Source organism: Rhodococcus sp. A14 (genome assembly GCF_011603105.1).
Taxonomy (GTDB): domain Bacteria; phylum Actinomycetota; class Actinomycetes; order Mycobacteriales; family Mycobacteriaceae; genus Rhodococcus_F; species Rhodococcus_F opacus.
The window spans coordinates 77,188-96,858 of record NZ_JAAOQS010000024.1 but is presented as its reverse complement, the minus strand read 5'-3'; the positions used below and the strand labels follow the sequence as shown (position 1 = coordinate 96,858).

Annotated in this window: 15 protein-coding genes and 2 pseudogenes; 10 read left to right on the top strand and 7 right to left on the bottom strand. The window is 67.5% G+C overall.

Going from position 1 to position 19,671, the window contains the following annotated elements; all coding sequences use genetic code 11:
* The first annotated feature begins 392 nt into the window (after positions 1–392).
* The 3 genes from G9373_RS15535 (at position 393) to G9373_RS15520 (ending at position 3,309) form a co-directional block, all read left to right on the top strand.
* On the top strand, positions 393–704 hold the full coding sequence (locus G9373_RS15535) for a DUF4193 domain-containing protein (RefSeq protein WP_039951491.1): 312 nt from the start codon (positions 393–395) through the stop codon (positions 702–704).
* Positions 705–1,249: 545 nt separating this feature from the next.
* Positions 1,250–1,546 (top strand): hypothetical protein, encoded by a 297-nt coding sequence (locus G9373_RS15525; protein WP_133986634.1) that lies wholly within the window; start codon positions 1,250–1,252, stop codon positions 1,544–1,546.
* Between the two features lie 560 nt (positions 1,547–2,106).
* Complete coding sequence (locus G9373_RS15520; RefSeq protein ID WP_133986635.1) at positions 2,107–3,309, top strand: patatin-like phospholipase family protein; 1,203 nt, start codon at positions 2,107–2,109, stop codon at positions 3,307–3,309.
* A 358-nt stretch (positions 3,310–3,667) separates the two neighbouring features.
* On the opposite strand, the gene G9373_RS15515 is transcribed toward G9373_RS15520, so the two are convergent.
* The 3 genes from G9373_RS15515 to G9373_RS15500 all read right to left on the bottom strand — a co-directional run bounded on the left by G9373_RS15515 (position 3,668) and on the right by G9373_RS15500 (position 8,464).
* Positions 3,668–3,892: a DUF3263 domain-containing protein gene (locus tag G9373_RS15515; protein WP_120659141.1), complete on the bottom strand. Its 225-nt coding sequence runs from the start codon at positions 3,890–3,892 to the stop codon at positions 3,668–3,670.
* A gap of 186 nt (positions 3,893–4,078) precedes the next feature.
* A complete protein-coding gene (locus tag G9373_RS15510) occupies positions 4,079–6,880 on the bottom strand; it encodes an AMP-binding protein (protein ID WP_167115644.1) in 2,802 nt (933 codons plus the stop codon).
* A gap of 237 nt (positions 6,881–7,117) precedes the next feature.
* Complete coding sequence (locus G9373_RS15500; RefSeq protein WP_133986637.1) at positions 7,118–8,464, bottom strand: alpha/beta family hydrolase; 1,347 nt, start codon at positions 8,462–8,464, stop codon at positions 7,118–7,120.
* Positions 8,465–8,907: 443 nt separating this feature from the next.
* Here G9373_RS15500 and G9373_RS15495 point away from each other — a divergent pair, with 443 nt between their 5' ends.
* The gene (locus G9373_RS15495) at positions 8,908–9,789 is read left to right on the top strand and encodes an SPFH domain-containing protein (protein ID WP_054248888.1); all 882 of its coding nucleotides are present in this window, start codon (positions 8,908–8,910) and stop codon (positions 9,787–9,789) included.
* Between the two features lie 354 nt (positions 9,790–10,143).
* On the opposite strand, the gene G9373_RS15490 is transcribed toward G9373_RS15495, so the two are convergent.
* Positions 10,144–10,416 (bottom strand): hypothetical protein, encoded by a 273-nt coding sequence (locus tag G9373_RS15490; RefSeq protein WP_005265613.1) that lies wholly within the window; start codon positions 10,414–10,416, stop codon positions 10,144–10,146.
* A 197-nt stretch (positions 10,417–10,613) separates the two neighbouring features.
* Between G9373_RS15490 and G9373_RS15485 the strand changes: the two genes are divergently transcribed.
* The 6 genes and pseudogenes from G9373_RS15485 to G9373_RS15460 all read left to right on the top strand — a co-directional run bounded on the left by G9373_RS15485 (position 10,614) and on the right by G9373_RS15460 (position 14,178).
* Positions 10,614–11,072 (top strand): Hsp20/alpha crystallin family protein, encoded by a 459-nt coding sequence (locus G9373_RS15485; RefSeq protein WP_039951477.1) that lies wholly within the window; start codon positions 10,614–10,616, stop codon positions 11,070–11,072.
* A gap of 84 nt (positions 11,073–11,156) precedes the next feature.
* A complete protein-coding gene (locus G9373_RS15480; RefSeq protein ID WP_043788861.1) occupies positions 11,157–11,321 on the top strand; it encodes a hypothetical protein in 165 nt (54 codons plus the stop codon).
* 62 nt (positions 11,322–11,383) lie between these two features.
* Positions 11,384–11,818, top strand: a complete 435-nt coding sequence (locus G9373_RS15475) for a CBS domain-containing protein (RefSeq protein ID WP_005564923.1) — start codon at positions 11,384–11,386, stop codon at positions 11,816–11,818.
* Positions 11,819–11,876: 58 nt separating this feature from the next.
* Positions 11,877–12,314, top strand: coding sequence for an SPW repeat protein (locus G9373_RS15470; RefSeq protein ID WP_054248887.1), 438 nt, complete (start codon positions 11,877–11,879; stop codon positions 12,312–12,314).
* Positions 12,315–12,348: 34 nt separating this feature from the next.
* Positions 12,349–12,574, top strand: a pseudogene (locus G9373_RS15465) (cold-shock protein); the annotation flags it as partial.
* A 104-nt stretch (positions 12,575–12,678) separates the two neighbouring features.
* On the top strand, positions 12,679–14,178 hold the full coding sequence (locus G9373_RS15460; protein ID WP_120659138.1) for a GNAT family N-acetyltransferase: 1,500 nt from the start codon (positions 12,679–12,681) through the stop codon (positions 14,176–14,178).
* Positions 14,179–14,270: 92 nt separating this feature from the next.
* On the opposite strand, the gene G9373_RS15455 is transcribed toward G9373_RS15460, so the two are convergent.
* The 3 genes and pseudogenes from G9373_RS15455 to G9373_RS15440 form a co-directional block, all read right to left on the bottom strand.
* Positions 14,271–16,886 carry a cation-transporting P-type ATPase gene (locus tag G9373_RS15455; RefSeq protein WP_167115641.1) on the bottom strand — a complete coding sequence of 872 codons (2,616 nt, stop codon included), beginning with the start codon at positions 16,884–16,886 and terminating at the stop codon, positions 14,271–14,273.
* A 315-nt stretch (positions 16,887–17,201) separates the two neighbouring features.
* The gene (locus tag G9373_RS15450) at positions 17,202–18,380 is read right to left on the bottom strand and encodes a site-2 protease family protein (RefSeq protein WP_169694499.1); all 1,179 of its coding nucleotides are present in this window, start codon (positions 18,378–18,380) and stop codon (positions 17,202–17,204) included.
* A gap of 765 nt (positions 18,381–19,145) precedes the next feature.
* A pseudogene (locus G9373_RS15440) lies at positions 19,146–19,521 on the bottom strand (IS21 family transposase); the annotation flags it as partial.
* Between the last annotated feature and the right edge of the window lie 150 nt (positions 19,522–19,671).

Genomic DNA, 19,671 nt, shown 5'->3' with positions numbered 1-19,671 from the left:
GCCCTCCCTCCCTCACCTCTGATGCGCACCGCGCCCACCGAATCCGGGGAGTGCGCGATGCCGGTGACAGCGGGTAGGGCCTGCGACGAGCCGGCAGGTGATCGCCGGCGATCAAGTCGTTCTGCGAGCGGTCACGAGTCCAGGGTCGATCGGTAGCGCTCCGGATGCGCCGGATGCAGCCTCGCCGCGGAGCCAGGTGGCTGCTCAGGGTAGCGGCCTGCGCTCGCGAGGTCGGCCGGGGCGAAAATTCCCGTCCGCGAATGCGGTGCCGCCGACCGGTGACCCTGTGGGCGACGGTAGTGACCTATGGCCTCTGTCGGTGTGCTGTTGCGGGATCTAGCGTCGATGTCACCGTGTCGGGTGTTGGCGCGGTGGAAGTTGTGGAGGTCGTCATGGTCACTGATTACGACGCACCGCGGCGTACTCGCGTCGAGGATGTCGATACCGACGATGCGGTGGAGGAGCCGCCTGGTCGCCGGCAGTCCCCGATGCCGGTGATCGATGAGGATGCCGACGACGTCGCGGTCGAGGAGGCGTTCGAGTTGCCGGGGGCGGACCTGTCGGGGGAGGGGGAGTTGACGGTGCGAGTTCGGCCTCGGCAGGCGGACGAGTTCGTGTGTTCGGGTTGTTTTCTGGTACATCATCGTTCGCGGCTGGCGGCGACGAAGGATGGAATGAAGTTCTGCCGGGACTGCGCAACCTGAGCCGGCTTGTCGGATCGATCAGCCGGTGCGCCTTCGGGGTCAGCGGCGGTCACCGCCGGGGCGGGGCAGGGTGAGGTGGTGCCCGCGTCATTCGATGACCGGCAGGTGCCGACATCATGCCCGAGCCCATTCGGTGGCGGTCACCGTCTCGGTCGACGACGACCTGACGATCGACGTCGCCGATGACGGTGTCGGTCTTCCTCGGGCGGTGGCGCGGAGCGGGCTGCACAATCTGACTGTTCGGGCCGAGCAGGCCGGAGGTACCTGCACCGTGGCACCCCACGAACCCACTGGCACCCGTCTGACCTGGACTGCTCCGCTGCCGGAACCGTGACTGCGCACCGCCCGGACGGTGGTCCCCTCCGTGTCGGTCCTTGGAGGTGACAGAAGTCCGCCGGTGCCATCGGTACGGCAACGTACACCCGCCTGACCGACCAGGCGCACCAGGCTGCTACCAGCGGGCAACAGGTGCCCGCTGTGTTGCTCGACGATCCCCGCCCACCGATGGGGGCCCGACCGGACAGGACCAGGTCCGCGCCCGGTGGGTGGTCGACGGAGCCGAGCACACCGGCATCGTGGACAGCGGCGTCGGGGCCCGGGCCGGCCAGACGGTCACCGTCTGGGTCGACGAGGACGGCAACTACATGCAAGCCCCGAACACCGGCACCGACAACGCGATCGGGGCCCTTGGTGGTGCGGCACTCGGGTTCCTGGTACTCGGAACGGTCGGCTGCGGCCTGCTCCTGATCGGATTTCATTGGCTGCTCGACAAACGCCACCGCGCGCAGTGGCAGCGGGAATGGCAGAGCCTCGGGCACACACCGGGATGGTCGATCAGCTGACGGTCGACGCATACAACTGCGCAACACTCGGCGCCCGTGGGTGGTCCTTGACAGTGGCTGCCATCAGGTGTTCACGGAGACCGTGAGATTGGAAGGGTACCGAACCGCGCAGGTTCCGATGGGATTCGACGATCGCACCGATGCCGACCACCGCTACCGCCTCGACCGACAGGTCGGATGGGTGCGACGCCTCGCGACGGCGGTACACGAGACCGAGCAGGGGCTTGGATTCTCGCAGCTGCTTCGAGTTCGGAGCCCGCGGCATGCCGTGTGCAATAGCGCTGATCAGCTTGATGATCCGACAGTAGGGGTGCCTCGAAATGGGGAGGGATCTCGCCGGTGGTCGAGGACGAACGTTGCTTGGTCCGCACATCGAGTTCTCCGCGGATGTTGCGCCAGTGTGTTGTCCCATATGCCTCCGGTGGGAGCAGTCGGACGCGTTCCGGACCCGGTCGAGGGAGCCGGAGCCTTTCCCCACAGATCGACTCCCGCAGAAACCGACCCGCTCCAGGGCGTTGAGTTGGTATTCAGCGGGTGAAGCGGGCGGGTAGCGTTGGCGCATGCCCAGACAGGCGGCGGGCGGTCCCCACGGAGCAGGTCGGACGGCGCTGGTCGTCGCGGGGGCAGGGGCGCGCGGCGCCTACCAGGCGGGTGCAATCACGACCCTGCTTCCTCGGATGGCCCCGCACAGCGCGACTCCGACGATCTTTGTCGGCACGAGCGCCGGTGCGCTCAACGTGGTGGGGCTCGCCGCATTCGCCGACGACGGACTATCCGTTGCCGCGGAGCGGATCGTCGAATTGTGGACCGACGTCGAGTCGTCCGATGTGTACTCGTTGGTCTCCAGTGTCCTCGGGACGGGTGCGGCATTCTTCGGGCAGGCAATCGGTGTGCCCCGGGTACGGCTGGTCAGCCTGCTCGACACGTCCCCGATCCGCCAGACGCTGCAGCGGCTCGTCCCGTGGGGCCGGATGCATGCGAACATCCGCCATGGACTGGTGGACGCGGTCGCCGTCACCACGACGTCCGTCGAAACGGGCGGAACAGTGGTGTTCGTGGAGAAGAATGACTCGGTCGCCCTGCCCGAGTACGACGCACGGCGAAATATCAGTTATGTTGCGACGACACTGACCGTTGACCATCTCCTCGCGTCCGCGGCCGTCCCAATCCTGTTCCGGCCCATCTACATCAGCGACGGGTGTGCGCCTGAACGCTCGGGCTGGCACATCGACGGCGGTTTGCTGCTCAATACCCCGATCAAACCGTCGCTGGTGCTGGGTGCGAGCCACGTGGGTATCGTCGCAACGCAGCTGAGGGTGTGGCCACCGGCCGTCGCGGAAGGTAGTCGCCGGCGCCGGCCCGTATCTCCTGACGTGGCGGGTGTAGCCGCGCTGGCACTGCGGGCGATGCTCGGATATCGCATGATCGAGGATCTGCATGAACTCGAGTTTCGTAACGCATTGGTCGCGCAGGGCCTGGCGGTCTCGCCCGCCGACCGTCCCATCGGCATCGACTTCGCCGGCCCACCGCTCGAACAGGCAGGACGCATCGGCGAGATCGCGGAGGAGGTGACGGGTGGCCGTTCCGCATTGCGCAGGTTCCTGCGCAACCCGACACCATCCGTGATCGCGCGGCTGGTGGGTGGGGATCACGAGGACCGCGGCGACTTACTGAGCTTCTTACTGTTCGATCCGGAGTTCACTGGTCAGATCGCCGAGTTGGGTCGCAAGCATGGCACAGACCCTGGCGGAAGAACGGTGTAGTCCGCGTACGAAGCTCCTCGTTGTCGACCGCACACAGAGAACGCAAACCACGCGAACGTGAAGTTTCGTTACCGCCGGCCTGCCTATCGTGACGAAGGGAAGTGGTCAGAGCCCTTGGCCCACCCACACCGTCACCGCCTCGGACCTCGTCCTCACCCACCTGATCCCCGTCGGCGCACCACGAAACGCGAGCGCCGCCGACTCCGCGCCCGAGACGCTGTATCGGGTCCGTTCCGGCGGCGTCGCCGCAAGATCTTCCTGGGCTCGCTGTCGACCCTCGTCGCCGAGACGCAGCACCTGCCGAGAAGACCGACGCGGAGACGGCGATGCCAGAGGTTGTGCCTGGGCCGTACAGGGATCACTCGTTGAGCCAGAGTCGGCGTCGGCATACTCGCAGCATCTCCGAAGCCTCGGACTGGGTGATGGTGTCGGGTGGGTCGGTTTCGAGAAGATCCTCGAGGCGCCGGAAGAACGTGGTCGCGGGCAGCCCGAACCCGGTTCGGATGTCGTCGGCGGGTCCACCGCGGTGGCGGTACCATCGCCGTTCGAAGTCGACCATCTGCACCGCTTCGGTACTGTGCATGATCGTCGCCTTTCACCGTTCAGTCCGGTGCGCCGACATGAGGAGGTGCTGGCGCAAGTTGTGCTCAGTTGCGCACACCGGGGCCGGGCCGTGCTTGCAGTCAACGTGTGGCGATCATCGGGGCTCGCTCTAGAGTCCGAAGTCCTCGCCCGGGAAGGTCGGAGGGCTTGCCGTCGTGGTGGTGGGTCACCGGCCGATGTCGGGTTCCCCACAGTGTGCGGCTATCGCGGCGTGTGCCTTTCGTTCGAGCACTGTGGCGGCGGTCCAATCGTTCCCGACAGGGAGGATCGGCTCGGCAACAGCGAGGTGGATGGCTCCACGGTGGATGATCGTGCCTCGGTCGGGCCACATCATCGCGCGGGTGCCCGAGATCGCGACCGGCACGACGGGAAGACCGGCTCGAGCGGCGATCACGAAGGCCCCCATGTGGAAGGGGCGCAGGCCCGGCACCGGAGAGAGGCTGCCTTCGGGGAATACCACCAGAGGTTCGCCACCAGCGGCCGCTTCCTCGAGGTGACCGGTGTCGGCCACGCTCTGTTCGCGCTCGGTCCGCTCGACGAATCGAGTGCCGATCCGCCTCAGCAGGAAGCCGACCAGCGGTTTGTGCTCGAAGACTTCACCTGCCACGAAGGTGAAGTGGTGGGGAAGGATAGTGGACATCGCAATGCCGTCGAGGAAGCTGGCGTGGTTGGCGACCACGACACAAGACGTCATCTGCGCGAGCCGGTCGACTCCGTTCGCGGTCACCGGGGTGCCGGTGAGCCGGGCGAGGCTGCGGGCGGCCGCGTGCACGACAACCCTGCGGGCGCCGAGGCCGGGAACGAGAGCCACGGCGATCAGGGTCGGCACGCCCACCGCGACGACCACCGACCAGCACCACAGGGCGTACGCCCCGGTCAAGGTGATCGCACCGGCGCGCCGTAGGCGAGGGAGCACACCCCGTGCCCCGAATCTGGCCAGCTGCCACCACACCGGGCGGGGACGAGCCCGCACGTCTCCCTGCGCGTAGTGGTGACGGGTGGCGGCGCGCCGGAGTTTGCCGCTGGAGGTCTTCGGCACGGTACCGGGTGGTGCGAGCACGATGTCGTCCGGTGGTGTGCCGAGCAGGTCGATGCTGATCCCGATGATGCGTTCTCGCAGTCCGGTGAGCGTGGCATCCGCGGTCTGCCGCGTTTCGGCGAGCACCACCAGGCGTTCGGTGCCGCCGGGGTGCCCGGATGTCGCGAAGACGACGACGCACCCCTTCCTGATACCAGGGATATCGCCCACCGCCCGCTCGAGCTCTTCCGGGTGCAGGTTCCGGCCTGCCCGGATGATGAGGTCTTTGATCCGGCCGGTCACGTAGAGTTCTCCACCGTCGAGATAGCCGAGATCGCCGGTGTCGAGCCATCCGTGCCGCAGCAGCGCCTTGGTGGCCCGCGGGTTGCGGAAGTATCCCGTGGTGGCCGAGGGTCCGCGGAACTCGATCCTGCCCTCGCGCCGGTCGCCGAGCACATTTCCCGCCGAGTCGACGACGCGGATCTGATGATTGGGAATCGCCTGGCCGCAGCCGACGAATCGGAGCGGATCCAGGTCGGCATCGGCGGCCCGTATCGCCCGTCCGGTGCGCAGGAAACGCTCGCGGTCGACACGGTCCACGACCGGACCGCGCCCCACCGGGGGGAGAGTGAGGCCGACGCACGCCTCCGCCAGTCCGTAGACCGGGGCCTGGGCCTGGCGGCGTAAGCCGTAGGCGGCGAATCGCTCGGCGAACCTGGTCACGGTATCCGCGCTCACCGGTTCGGCGCCGTTGAACACCATCCGCAACGAGCTGAGGTCGAGCCCGCCGAGCTCCGCGTCGGTGATTTTGCGCATGCACAGCTCGAAGGCGAAGTTCGGGGCCGCGGACAGCGTGCCGAGGTGGGCATCGATGGCCCATAGCCACCGCGCGGGCCGGGCCAGGAACTCCAGCGGCGACATCACCGCCAGCGGCACACCGAAGTACAGGCTGGACAGCCACGCACCGATCAGGCCCATATCGTGGTACAGCGGCAGCCAGCTGACGAAGACGTCCGAAGTGGAGACTCCCGTCGCCGTGCCCATCGCCCGGATGTTGGACAGGAGGTTCGCGTGGGTCAGGGTCACCCCCTTGGGGTCGCCGGTGCTGCCCGAGGTGTACTGCAACAGAGCGATGTCATCGGCGCCCCGGACCGCGCCGGCCGCTTCCCCGTAGCCGGTCAGTTCGTTCGGGGTGAGGACGTGGCGCACTGACTCCACCTGGCCGCGTACCAGCCGGGCCAGGCGCGTGGCTTCCGGATCGGTGACCAGCATGCGGGCCTGCGCGTTGCCGAGGATGTGGACCTGGCGGCGCAGGTGCTCGGCGAGTTGCGACGGACGGGCAGGCGGGTAGACCGGTACCGGGACGCCGCCGGCCAGAAGCACGCCGAGGAAGGTGGTGAAGTAGTCCCGGCCTGTGGGCAGCATGATGGCTGCCCGGTCGCCGGGCCGGAGGTCGCGCGCGAGTAGGGCGGCGGACACGGTGGCGGCGGCGGACTGCAGCTCGCCGTAGCCGACCTCGTCCTGTGTTCCCGCGTCTTCCGTCCCGCCGGAAAGGATGCGCAGGTGTACGCGATCGGGGTGGGTGCGGGCATGCCACGACAGCGCCTCGGTGAGGGTGGCGGTCGCGTCCGGAGTCCGCGCGATCGGCGGTGGCGCGGGGTGCCGCACGGGTATCGACGGCAGACGGCTCCGCGACGGGGCGCGGCGCACGGCGGTCATAAGATCACGGGGCGTCTCTACGGTGGCGAGGACGCCGCGGTCCAGGCTCACCCCGAACGCATCTTCGGTACGGGCGAGCAATTCGGTGACACCGAGGCTGTCCAGCCCGAGGTCATGGCCGAACTCGCTGTCGAGCGTCGCGGGCGCCGCACGATCGACGGTGCGCCGTTCGGCCACGAGATCCCGGACAACCGCGAGCAGCAGGTCCTCGTCCTGCCCGGAGGTCGTCACCGGTCATCCATCATGGGACCACCTCGTCACGTGCGGTGGAGGAGGTTGTCCCGCTGCCCGTCACTGTGCAGGCGGGCGATTGCCTCGGCCGGCAGAGGCGCGAGTGAACACATTTGCCGCGGCGACGCAGTGTCCCGTTGCGCCACGATGTCGGTGGCCGGAACGTGGCGCATGTCCAGCCCTCGAGCGCGACGTCCGCGAGCGGGCGGTTGGCCGTACCGGAGTCAATGTGAAGAGTCATCGGGTCCCGGACCCGGTTTGCTCGTCCGATCGGGTCGGCGCCAGGTGCTCGGCGAACCAGTCGCGGGCGAGGACGGCGACCTGTTCGAGGGTGCCCGGCTCCTCGAACAGGTGGGTGGCGCCGGGCACCACCGCAAGCGCGCTCTCGCATGTCAGGGCCGCCTGCGCCCGCCGGTTGAGTTCCAGCACGACGTCGTCACTTCCGCCCACGATGAGCAGTGTCGGTGCGCGCACGGCGGCCAGCTCGTCGCCGGCGAGGTCGGGCCTGCCGCCGCGGGAGACGACGGCGGCGACGTCGACCTGTGGGTCGGTCGCGGCCCGGAGTGCCGCGCCGGCGCCGGTGCTCGCCCCGAAGTAGCCGATCCGGAGATCGTTCACTTCCGCTTGGGTGCCCAACCACCGGGTCACCGCGACCAGCCGCTGCGCGAGCAGCTCGATGTCGAAGACCCTGGCCCGGTGGGTTTCCTCTTCCGCGGTGAGCAGGTCGAACAGCAGGGTACCCAGCCCGGCCCGGTTGAGCACCGAGGCGACGTAGCGGTTGCGCGGGCTGTGTCGGCTACTACCGCTGCCGTGTGCGAACACGACGATGCCGACCGGATTCTCGGGGACGGTGAGGTGCCCGGTCAGCGACACTTGCCCGGCCCGAACCGTTACCTCCTCGTCCCGCAGCAGGGGGTCGGCTGCCGGTGGCGGAACCGGTTCCGGGACGCGTTCGGCGGCGCGGCGTAACAGGTCGCAGACCTCGTCGTCGGAGGTTTGCCCGAAATGGACGTACCACTGCCCGACGGCGTCGAACCACGTCGGAGCCTCCAGCGAGATCACCTCGTCGGCTTCTCCGGCCAGGTCGTGGATCGCCTCGCGAGATCCCACCGGAACGGCCAGCACCACCCGCGCCGCGCCGTGTGCCCGGGCCACCTGGCATCCCGCGCGGGCGGTGGCGCCGGTCGCCATCCCGTCGTCGATGATGACCGCGGTCCGCCCGGTCAGCGGAACCCGTGGGCGCGCGCGCCTAAATCGTGCGCTTCTGCGTTGCAGCTCGGCCCGCTGGGTTTGCTCCACCATCGTGAGCTCCTCGGCGGTGACGTGCGCCATGCGAACAACGTCGTCGTTGAGCACGCGCACCCCGTCCTCGCCGATCGCGCCGAAGGCGAACTCGGGCTGGTAGGGAACGCCGAGCTTGCGTACGACGATCACGTCGAGAGGGGCGTCCAGCGCGCGGGCCACTTCGTAGGCAACGGGAACACCACCTCGCGGCAAACCGAGAACCACGGTGTTCTCGTCGCGAAAGGCCTGGAGTCGCCCGGCCAACCGACGTCCTGCGTCGCGGCGATCGAGAAACGGCATCGGGAGCCACCTCCTACCCAGGTTGTTCACCACCCTGCGCCCGATCCCTCACCCTCGACAGGGCCAGCCGTTACCAACCGGTGGGACCTTGGTCCTTCACGAGAACGCATCACCTCACCGGTAGGCAGGACTCGACGGGCAACCACGTCCGGCGGTGAAGTCCGGAACGCAACCCAAAGTCCCGATTCCGGGAGCATGAAGTCAGCATCGCAGGGTCCGGTCGCACGACGGGGCTGAATGTGCCGGACGCCCGGACCGCCAGGCGTGGCCGGATATCGAATCAAGTTCGGAGCGCGAGGTGCCCTCTGCGCACCGCGGGTGATGGCGGCCAGGCAGTGCCGTGCCGAAGATCGTCGGCTGTTGGTGACGATGGACCCTGATGTCCCCGGCCACTGACGGGTTCACTGGAAGACAGCATCGTTCCAGGAGAGGTTGGAGTCGTCGTGACAGCCACCATCGTCATTGTCGCCATCGTCGTCGTTGTGGCCTTACTGCTGTCGGCCTCGATACGTGTGGTGAAGCAGTATGAGAAAGGGGTGCACTTCCGGCTCGGGAAGATCATTGCCGTCCACGATCCCGGCTTGAGGCTGATCATCCCGGTCGTCGACAACCTCACGAAGGTCTCGATGCGGATCGTGACCATGCCGATTCAGTCCCAGGGCATCATTACCCGGGACAATGTCAGTGTCGACATCGCTGCGGTCGCGTACTTCCGGGTCGTCGACGCGAGGAAATCGGTGGTCGTGATCGAGAACGTCGACAGCGCCATCAACCAGATCGCCCAGACCACGCTGCGGAACGTCGTTGGGCAGCATTCTCTCGACGAGGCACTGTCCGACACCGCGGTCATCAACGGAAGCATCCGGCAGATCCTCGATACCACCACCCTCGAGTGGGGCGTCGAAGTCACTCTTGTCGAGCTCAAGGACATTCAGTTGCCCGACACCATGAAACGGGCGATGGCCCGCGAGGCCGAGGCCGAACGGGAGAAGAGAGCGAAGATCATTGCCGCCGAAGGGGAAGCGCGGGCGGCAGCGGCGCTCGGCGAAGCATCGGACACGATGATGGCCCACCCCCTCGCCCTGCAGTTGCGCAATCTGCAGACACTTCTCGAGCTCGGGGTCGAGAAGAACACCACGGTGGTGTTCCCGGCCCCGCTGATGAGTGCGATCGGCGAAGTAGCGGCGTTCCTGTCCCGCGAAACGGCCGCCGCCGCACCCCTCACCCAACCGGTCATGGGGCAGTCGAACATCGACACGAGGGACGGCAACCCGTCGACGACTTCGTCGCCCTACCCGGCCACAGCCGCACCCACCGTCAACTAGAAGAGACATTGCGAACATCGCGTGTGGTCGCTGCGAATGCCGACAGACACCTCGCCGTAGAGGGGGAGTACCCGGCATTCCTGCCGCAAGGCGGCCAATCCCTTCGGCGATAACGCCTGTGTGGACCGCGGTTCGGGTCTTGGCGCCTGCTCGGCACGAGCGAATGAACGGGGTATCCGTCCTGTTCGGTGCGAGGGTGTCCTGTGCATGGTGAGTGGAGGAGTTCACTTGTGGGCCATCGCAGTCTGGAAGCAGGCGGTGTTCCCAGTCCTCGCTGCGTGTACCGTCGCGATCGCTCGCCAACTTCCGGCGACCGGTGTCGACGGTCACCCGTGGCTCCTCGCGCACCTCGGATCAGCGGGGGCTATCGGGAGAACGGCTGCCCGGCGCGGGTTCGGCGAGGGTGTGGGCTGACCAATGGCCGGTGACCCAATCCGCGTCCGGGGCCCGGTGGTATCCCAACGTGAGCAATGCCGACTCCAATGCGGCGAAATCGATGGATCCTTCCGGCAGCAGACCCCATCGCGGCGGCTTCTCGATGCGGTGCACCACCTCCCCGGAGGAGTCACGGACGATGAGGACGGTGTGTGTGGGGTCGATGTTGGCGCACACTTCGAACAAGCCCATGAGTTGATCCTGCGCGCTCGCGCTGCGGATCGGTAGACCTCGACAACCCCGGCCCGCCGTCGAGCATGCCCCGGGCCAGGATGGTCGCCGTCCCGGGGAAGTTCTCGAGGTAAGGACCGTTGGCCCTACTGCCAGATCCCGAGGGGGAGTGGACTCCGAAAGGTCAAACAACCACCTCCCAGTTTCTGGAGTCAGCCATGAGTATTTTGTCCCCCCGCCGTCCCAGCCAGTCGTCGTGGCCGGCATTGCCGGATTGGTCGGATCTGATGGCCCGATTCGAGTCGATGCCCCCGTGGACGTCCCTCGAGGGTCACATGATCCGCGTCGAGGAACACCTCGACGAAGGCCGGTACACGTTGCGCGCCGAACTGCCCGGGATCGACCCCGCCAAGGACGTCGACATCAGCGTCCGGGACGGGCAGTTGACGATCAAGGCCGAACGCACCGAACAACACAAGGAAGGCACCCGGTCGGAATTCCACTACGGCAGCTTCTACCGGTCGATGCCGTTGCCGGCCGGGGCGAAGGAAGACGACATCGACGCGTCCTACACCGACGGCATCCTCACCGTGACGATGCCGGTCACCGAATCCCCGACCCCGGAAAAGCACATCGAAATCACGAAGACGGCCGCCGCCGGTAACGGCCACAACTGACGCGCGGTCGGCAACTCGGGACCAGGCTGATCACCACCACCATCGCCCCGGTCCCGGTGGGTGACCCCGCATATCGAGGACAGCATGCCCAAGACGATCATCCCGATCGTCGCGGCCCTGTGGCTCGTGCTTGCCGCGCTCGCGGCCTGGAGCACCATCGCGTTCGCGTTCGCGGTCGCCTCGCTGGCCACCGTCGTGCTGGGCTGCTACCTGCTGTCGAGCGCGGTCACCGGACCCCGACACCGCTGACAGAATCAGGCTTCCTCGGATGAATTCCATTCTTTGACAACGACTTTTGGAGATCACCACTCATGACCACAGCACGTGACATCATGCACACCGGTGCAACCTGCATCGGCGAACACGACACCCTCACCACCGCCGCGCAACGCATGCGGGAGTTGGACGTCGGGGCGCTGCCGATCTGCGGTGACGACGACCGCCTCCACGGCATCATCACCGACCGGGACATCGTCCTCAAATGCGTTGCCGCCGGCACAGATCCCAACACGATGACCGCGGGTGATCTCGCACAGGGCAGCACCTACCACGTCGATTCCAGCGCGAGCGTCGAACAGGTCGTCACCGTGATGGAAGAACACCAGATCCGCCGCCTGCCCGTCCTCGACGAGCACCGGCTGGTCGGCATGATCAGTGAAGCCGACATCGCCCGGCACCTGCCCGAACACGCCGTCGGCGCATTCGTCGAAGCCATCTGCGCCCCGAAAGCCCTCCCGAGTCAATGAACCCGTGGCGGGGAGGCCCGTGCGGGCCCTCCCCGCCGCCCAGTAGGAGTTGAGAACAATGTCGTCCTCGACACACATCCCGATCCACACCCATCCGGACATCGTCGCGTTGCGCCAACGCTACGACCAGGCGGCCGAACAGCCCACCGCCCAGGTCGCCGACGGGCTGATGTTGCTGTCCGGACTGTACGGCGCGGCGTCCGCCTGGATCATCGGCTTCGCCGACCAGAGTTCGCTCACCATGTCGAACCTGATCGCCGGTCTCGCGGTCGCGCTGTTGGCGGCCGCGTTCGGGTCGGCCTACGGCCGCACCCACGGCATGACCTTTGTCGCGCCGGTGCTCGGGATCTGGTTGGTCGTATCCCCCTGGCTCGTCACCGGTGTGACCACCGGCACCGCGATGATCTGGTCCAACGTTGTCGTCGGGGCGGTGGTGTGTGTACTGGGCCTGGCCGCCATCGCGGTGGGAACCGACCTCCTTCGGCGATCATCATGACCAGCGGCCCTGCGCGGTCGTTCCCCCGACGCGCGAACACGGAGTCGTCCACTGGTTCAACCCTGAGCAGGGGTTCGGTTTCATCACGCCCGATGACGGCGGCGGCCGTCTTCGTGCACTTCTCGGCGATCGCCGGAGACGGCTTCGGCACCCTCCACGACGGTGAGGTGGTGGTCTACGAGATCGACGGAATCACGACGAACCAACCGCAAGCCCGCAACGTGCACGCCCTCGGGGTGCAGTCCCGCCACACTGCTTGATCAACGAGGTTGAAGTCGAGCACGGCACCGCCCATCGCGCACATGCGTGGCGGCGGAGACGATGACGGGGGACGTCGCAGCCGGCCGAATCATGAGGAAGACTCATGCTTGCACACGAACAAGCCCCGATCGTGGTCACCGTGGACCAACCACCCATCGGGCGCGACGCCGCACTGTGGTCCGCCGCCCTGGCCGCCCGCCTGCACTGCCCGCTACGCATCGTCCACATCGTTCAGGGTGCCGACCACACCTGGACGGACATCACCCACCACCCGGCCGCCGGGGCACCGTATACGAGGGCGACCGCAGTCGTCGACGATGCGATCGCGGTCGTCCACCGGCGGTTCCCCGATCTCGACGTGAGTGGTGCGCTGATCGAGGAAGCCAGCAGCAAATGCATCGACCCGACCACCACGCGAGCACTGGCCACCGCAGGCCAGGACGCGCGGCTGGTGGTACTCGGGCACCCCGACGCCGGAAGCACCGACGTGCTGGCGGCGACCTCGCGGGCCGGCACCGTCACCGAACACACCGCGTGCCCGATCATCATCTGGCGGGGGCAGCCGGGGCAGGTTCCCGACCAGCGGCCCGTGGTCCTCGGTGTCGACCGCGACACCGACAGCGCCGAAGCCGCCATGGTGGCGTTCGAATACGCGGACCTGTTCGGTGCCCCACTGATCGCCGTACACTCCCAGCCCACCGCGCCGGCACCCGAGCAGGCCACAGGTCTGGACACCCTCGAGGGCATCCTGTCCGCGGCACGGGCGGCGTTCCCGGGCGTCGCTGTCACCGCATCCGTGGTGCCCGGCCAGCCGCGGGAGGCGTTGAGCGAACGCGCAGTGGGCGCGCAACTGGTGGTCATCGGAACCCACGGGCGACGGCGCGCAGTAGCGGCTGGGGCCGGTGAATCGGTGAGCCCGTACCTGTTCCACCACTGCCGGTGCCCGACGATGGTCTGCCCACCCCGGCCGCCACTCGGCGAACCCGGCCGGGCGCGCCGGCCGACCGCGCAAGCCAGGGTGGTGCCCGCGTCCGCGACCGACACCGCGATCCCCGGTGTCACCACCCGCGCGCTCGGCCCAGGCGATTGTGACGCGGTGGTGCAGCTGCACGAGCAGCTGTCCGACGAGGATGCCTATCTGCGTTTCTTCGCTCCGCGGCCGAAACATCTCGGCGAGTTCGCTTCACAGATCTGTCGGCAGGACTACGCGCACCTGTCCCTCGGCGCCTTCGAAGATGATCACCTTGTCGGCGTCGCCAACTACGTCGTCACCGACACCACCCCCGGAAACATCGGCGCCGAGATCGCACTCGCGGTCACCGGCCACGAACAACGGCACGGCATCGGCACACAGCTGGTGCGGGAATTGGGAACGGCCGCCTACCTTCACGGTGTGGCACACCTGACCGCGGAAATCCTCGCGGAGAACACCCTCATGCTCGCGGTCATCACCGAACAGGGCTGGACCGACGCACTGCACCACGACGGAGCAACGGTGCATTTCGACCTCGAACTGATCTCACACCAGGATTTGCACCCGCAGATACCCGGGATTCCCCAGGACGGAAACGCAGGTCGAGTCATCCGGAAAGGAAGCCTCTGAACGCCGAACCCGAATCGCAGTGGGCGACGGAGGTCGATTCCAAGGGCGAAGAGGCCGTCGGGTAGGCGCGGCTCTCTCACCGGCGTGACCGGCTAGGCCACCGGCCGAGCACCGACGGCCTTACGACGCTGCCGCACTCGCTTGTGGGTGTAGTCGGCGAGGAGCACTGCCGGAATGGCCAGGACCGCGACGACGAACCCTTCTGTGGGCGGCACCGTGTGCCCCAGAAGGTCCGCGACGGGAGTGACGAGCAGGAAGAACGCCAGTGTGCCGAGCTCGGCGAGGACCGCCCACAGAAGCAGTCGATTGGTCGTCCACCCCATCGCCCACGGCGGTCGGCTGGTGCTCCGGCACGCGAACGCGGTCCCGATCTGTCCCAGCACCACCGCCGTGAACGCGGCCCCCGACGCGGCCAGTAATGCAGAGCCGGTGGGGAACTCGCCGCCCGGCCGCCACCCTGCCACCATGAGGGCAACGAGAAACGCCGTCATCTCCACCAGCGCCTCGGTGGGACCGAGAACACCGAAGACCCTGGTGAACAACGACGTGTCCACCAGATGCCGGCGTTCCGGTGGCCGTTCGAGGACCCCCTTACTGGGCGCTTCGCCGCCTAATGCGAGGGCGGGTAGGAGGTCCGTTCCGATGTCGATGCACAGGATCTGCAGCACGCTCAATGCCAGCGGGAACAGGCCACCGGACAACCCCCACAAGGCGAATGGCGTCAACTCCGCCACGTTGTCGGTCAGATGGTAGGTGAGGAACCGGCGGATGTTGGCGTATGTGGCACGTCCCTGTTCGACTGCGGTCATGATGGTGGCGAAATCATCGTCGAGTAGCACGAGATCCGCGGCTTCGCGGGCGACGTCGGTTCCGCCCCGGCCCATCGCCACCCCGATGTCGGCCTGACGTAATGCCGGACCGTCGTTGACTCCGTCCCCGGTCATCGCCACGATGTGTCCACGGGCCTGCAGAGCCTTGGCGACGCGAAGTTTCTGTTCCGGAGACACCCGGCTGACGACTATCCCGTCGCGATCGAGGAGGGCGCCGAGGATCTGATCGTCCGCGGGCAGGTCCGCGCCCTGGACAACCATGTCGTCGGGGCCGAGCAGGCCGATCTCGCGGGCGATGGCGTGCGCCGTCGACGGATGATCGCCGGTCAGCATCGCGACTCGGATGCCGGCGCTGCGCGCCGCCGCAAGTGCCCGGGGCACGGTCGTGCGCGGCGGATCTTCCAAACCGAGCAACCCCAGCAATTCCAGATCGCGCTCGATGAGGTCGGGCGAGGCGTCGGAGCCGGGGTCGTCGAGTTCACGGCGGGCCACCGCAAGCACCCGTAGGCCTCGGGAGGCCATGTCCTCGACCGCGGAGTGGGCCTGGACGAGCAACGCCCTTCCGGCGGCGCAGCGGGGAAGCACAGCGTCGGGCGCTCCTTTGAGGAACAGCTGCCCGCGCACGATCACCGATTCACGCCGTCGTCGCGGGTCGAAACCGAAACGTCTGACCACCTCCTCTGCCGGCACCGGTGAATCCGGCGATAAGAGACGCGCCGCGAAGGCCGCGATCGCCGCCTCCATCGGATCACCGACGGGGTGCCACTCGCCGTCCTTGTGGACGATCCGTCCTTTCGAGGCCGCGACTCCGGCCCTCCCGGCTTCCGCGGCTCGAGCGATGGCCGACGGCGCGCCCGCCACCGAACCTGTCGGTTCGTATCCCTCACCGTGGACCGACACGGACCCGTCCGCAGTCCACACTTCGACGACGTTCATCTGGTTCTGGGTGAGAGTCCCTGTCTTGTCTGTGCAGATGAAGGTGGTGGCGCCGAGTGTCTCGACGGCCTCGAGGTTCCGGACGAGTGCGTCACTGCGTGCCATGCGCTGGGCTCCCATCGCGAGGGACAGCGTCACGGTCGGGAGCAGGCCCTCCGGCACCAGCGCGACCGTGATGCCCACGGCGAAGAGGAAGGCATTCGTCCAGGAGATGCCCACGAGCAACGACACCGCGAAGAAGACGGCACCGACACCGACGGAGACGAACGCGAGCGTGCGTACGATCCGCTGGATCTCCTTGTCGAGCTGGCCGGGCGGACGACGGACGGAGGTGGTCAGCGCGGCGATCCCGGCGAGACGGGTACGGGCCCCGGTCGCCGTCACGACGCCCTCGGCCTCGCCCTCGACCACGAACGTGCCCGCGAGGACTGGGGTGCCCGTCGCCCGGAACACCGGCTCGCTCTCACCCGTGAGTGTCGACTCGTCGAACGAGCACCGCTCCGACACGACCAGGGTGAGATCCGCCGGGACCCGGTCCCCGCCACCGAGCGCGACCACGTCACCGACCACGAGATCGCGGGTGTGCACGGGGCTCAGTTCACCGTCGCGTCGCACGACGATCGAGGTCGGGAGCAGTTCCCCGAGCTTGTCGGCGGCTTTTTCGGCCCGCTCCTGCTGAGCGAAGGCGAACAGTCCGTTGACGACGATCACCACGACGATGGCGATGCCGAGTTCGGGCATTCCCGCTACGAGGGCGAGAACGGCCGCGAACCACAACAACAGCGCGAAGAAATGTGTCAACTGGGCGAACAGCCTTCGCCACCAGGGCACTCGGCTCGGTGCTGGGAGCTGATTCGGGCCGTCCCGGCGCAGGCGCGCGGCCGCTTCGGAACTCTTCAGGCCACTGCGGGTGGCCGTCTGTGCTGTGCGGTCGCCGTCCACGCCGCCTCCTCGGCTCGGTTGGTCGTGTTCTCCCGAAACTGCTCCGTGGTGCGAAGGGTCAGGCGCCTGCCCAGGCAAACCGCTTGCCGATCGCCCCCACGGCAGCAGGTCCCGGATTACGCGGATCATCGAGTCCCCACCATCGTCGCCGCTGCTGTGATGGCGCCGTAGGGGAGAAGGTCCTCACCTTGGCGGGCTGCTCGAGGAGTGAGGGCGGGGACGCGGACCGGCGGAGCGTAGTGCCGTCATGTGGCGGTGGTGAACCGTCCGTTGGTCTGTTCCGGGGCGAGGTGAATGATCCGCTGCCCGCCACGTTCAGTCGAGTCCGCCGCCGTTGCCGGGGGTCGTCGGGTGGTGGCGGAGGGGAAGTCCGAGCGCGGTCCGGTCGCACACCCGCACGAGATCGGTGGCCGTGACGATACCCGTCAGGCGCTGCCCACCGTCGACGACTGCGATCAGATCCAGACCCGGTCGGAGCAGTACCGCCGTGGCCACGTCCGCCAGCAGGGCATCACTCGTCACGATGTCGGCGTCGGGCAGGGGCCGGGCGAGTGATCCGATGGTTGTCCGGCTTCGCGCCGCCGGGGCTGTCCGGGCCAGGTCACTCAGGGTGATCACTCCGATGGGGTGCATGTTCGGGTCGACGACCGGGAAGAGCCGGTGGTGGGACGACGATGCCGCGGTGGCGAGGAATCCTTCGACGGTGTCGCCCGCGGCCGCGGCGAGGGGAGTGGGTGTCATCGCGTCGGCTACGTGAAGGTCCCCGAGTCGGTGCCGTGCCGATGCGGTCATCAGTTCCACATTCGCCGCCGTGCGGAGAAACCACCCGAGCAGCATCAACCACAGCCCGCCCACGCTTCCGAGCAGTATTGCCTGTGCTCCGCCGAGCAGGATCAGCGCCAGTCCGAGGGTCCGTCCGCTCCGGGCCGCGGACGTGGTGGCAGCCAGTCGGTCGCCGCTGCGACGCCACAGGACGGCACGGAGCACCCGGCCGCCGTCCAAGGGTGCGCCGGGCAGCAGATTGAATATCGCGAGGATCAGGTTCGCAGTCCCGAGCCAGATGAGGCCAGCGGTCACGAGCGGACCGGTGATCTGTTCGACCGAGAAGGCCACGACGAGGGACGTCACACCGATGAGCAGGCTGGTGATCGGTCCGGCGAGGGCGATGTGGAGATCTGCCTGCGGATCGGGTGGTTCGTCGCGCAACTCGGACATCCCGCCGAGCAACCACAGGGTCACCCGGTCGACCGAGACGCCGTGGCGGCGTGCGACCACGGAGTGAGCGAATTCGTGTGCGACGAGAGTCAGGATGAACAGTGCCGCGGTCACCGTGCCGATGATCCAGTAATGCGACGTGGGCCGCCCGGCGAGCTGCATGGGCAATATCGACAGCGACAGCAGCGAAGCCAGCAGCGCCAGTGTCGCGATGAGCGACCAGTGCACCGAGATCCGGATGCCGGCTATCCGGCCGACGGGAATCGCTCCGCGCAACATCGGGGGACCTCCTGCTGGAAGCCGTGGTCGCCGGACGCGACCCGAACCGTTCCATTCCACCCCGGACCGGATCGGCACGGCAGGGCCATTGGTCACGTTCGCCGGGACTGCAACCGGCGCGCGGTCGATTCGGTCTCCGCACCGAGTTCGGTCAGCCGTAGGTCGCCCGAACGTGACTTCAGCGTGTCGCGTGTGCAGAAGGGATATCGGCCCGTCTAGCTGATTCCCGACAGAAGACGTCGCGGAATCTGGGCCGCCGCCGCGACTTGAGGTCCGCGCCGTGCTTTGATCCGGTTGTAGAACGCCCACAATGGTTCTGGTGCGGGAGGCAACCCGCGCCGCCTCGACCAGCATGCCGCGAGTCTGCGCACGACCGGACTTGGTGATGTGACCGTGACTGGCCGGCTGATTCCCGGACTGCCGAATCTTCGGATGCAGACCCAACTAGGCCACCAATTTCTCGGCCGAGGCGAACCACCCGAAATCACCGACGGCAGCAACCACCGACAACCCGACCACCGCATCGACTCCGGGGATGGTCATCAAGTGGCGCACCACCGGATCGGCGAACGCCTCGATCGCCAACTCGCGGTCTGCGGTGGCGAGTTCGCTGCCGAGAAGGTCCAGCTGCCGCAACAGCGCTCCGATTGCGTGATGCTCGTCCTCGGGCAGCTCCTGACGGAACAGCCACCGGCGCCCGTCGGCGCCGAACAGATCGCTGACCGGTGGGCGCGGCATCAGATTGCGGTGCAAAATCGCCTGCAGGCCCGGCGGATGGCCGATGATCGCGTCCGCCCGATCGGTGGCCGTCGCGCAGGCCTCGCATACCTGGCGGAGTTTGCGGTTCCGGATCTGCCGGGTCAGCGTGGGATACGACAACCGGTACGCGAGCTCTTCGAGCTCGTCGCACAGGGTGCGAGCCCACAGGTGCGGATCCTCGGCCAGCCGGCAGGTGACGTACTCGACGAACGGCCCGAACGGGTCCTCACGTGGGGGTTTGCGGACGCCGGGCGTGGTGACGCCGTTGATGTCGTTGCGGATGGGTGCGACGGTTGCGTCCAGTGTGTCGGGCGATCGCGGAGATCGTCCAACCCTGCTTGTGCAGTGCGTGTACTTCCACGTCCTCCGCCCCTATCGACATGAGATGCGGGTCTCCTTCGCGGGCGCTGGTGCGTGGTCAGAGACCACCAGCATCGAAGGAGACCCGCCCTCATCGGCGGAGCCACACGGGTGAGCACTTTCGGTAAGCAGAACTGAGAATTTTCAGGGATCTGGCGCACTTCTCGTGAAG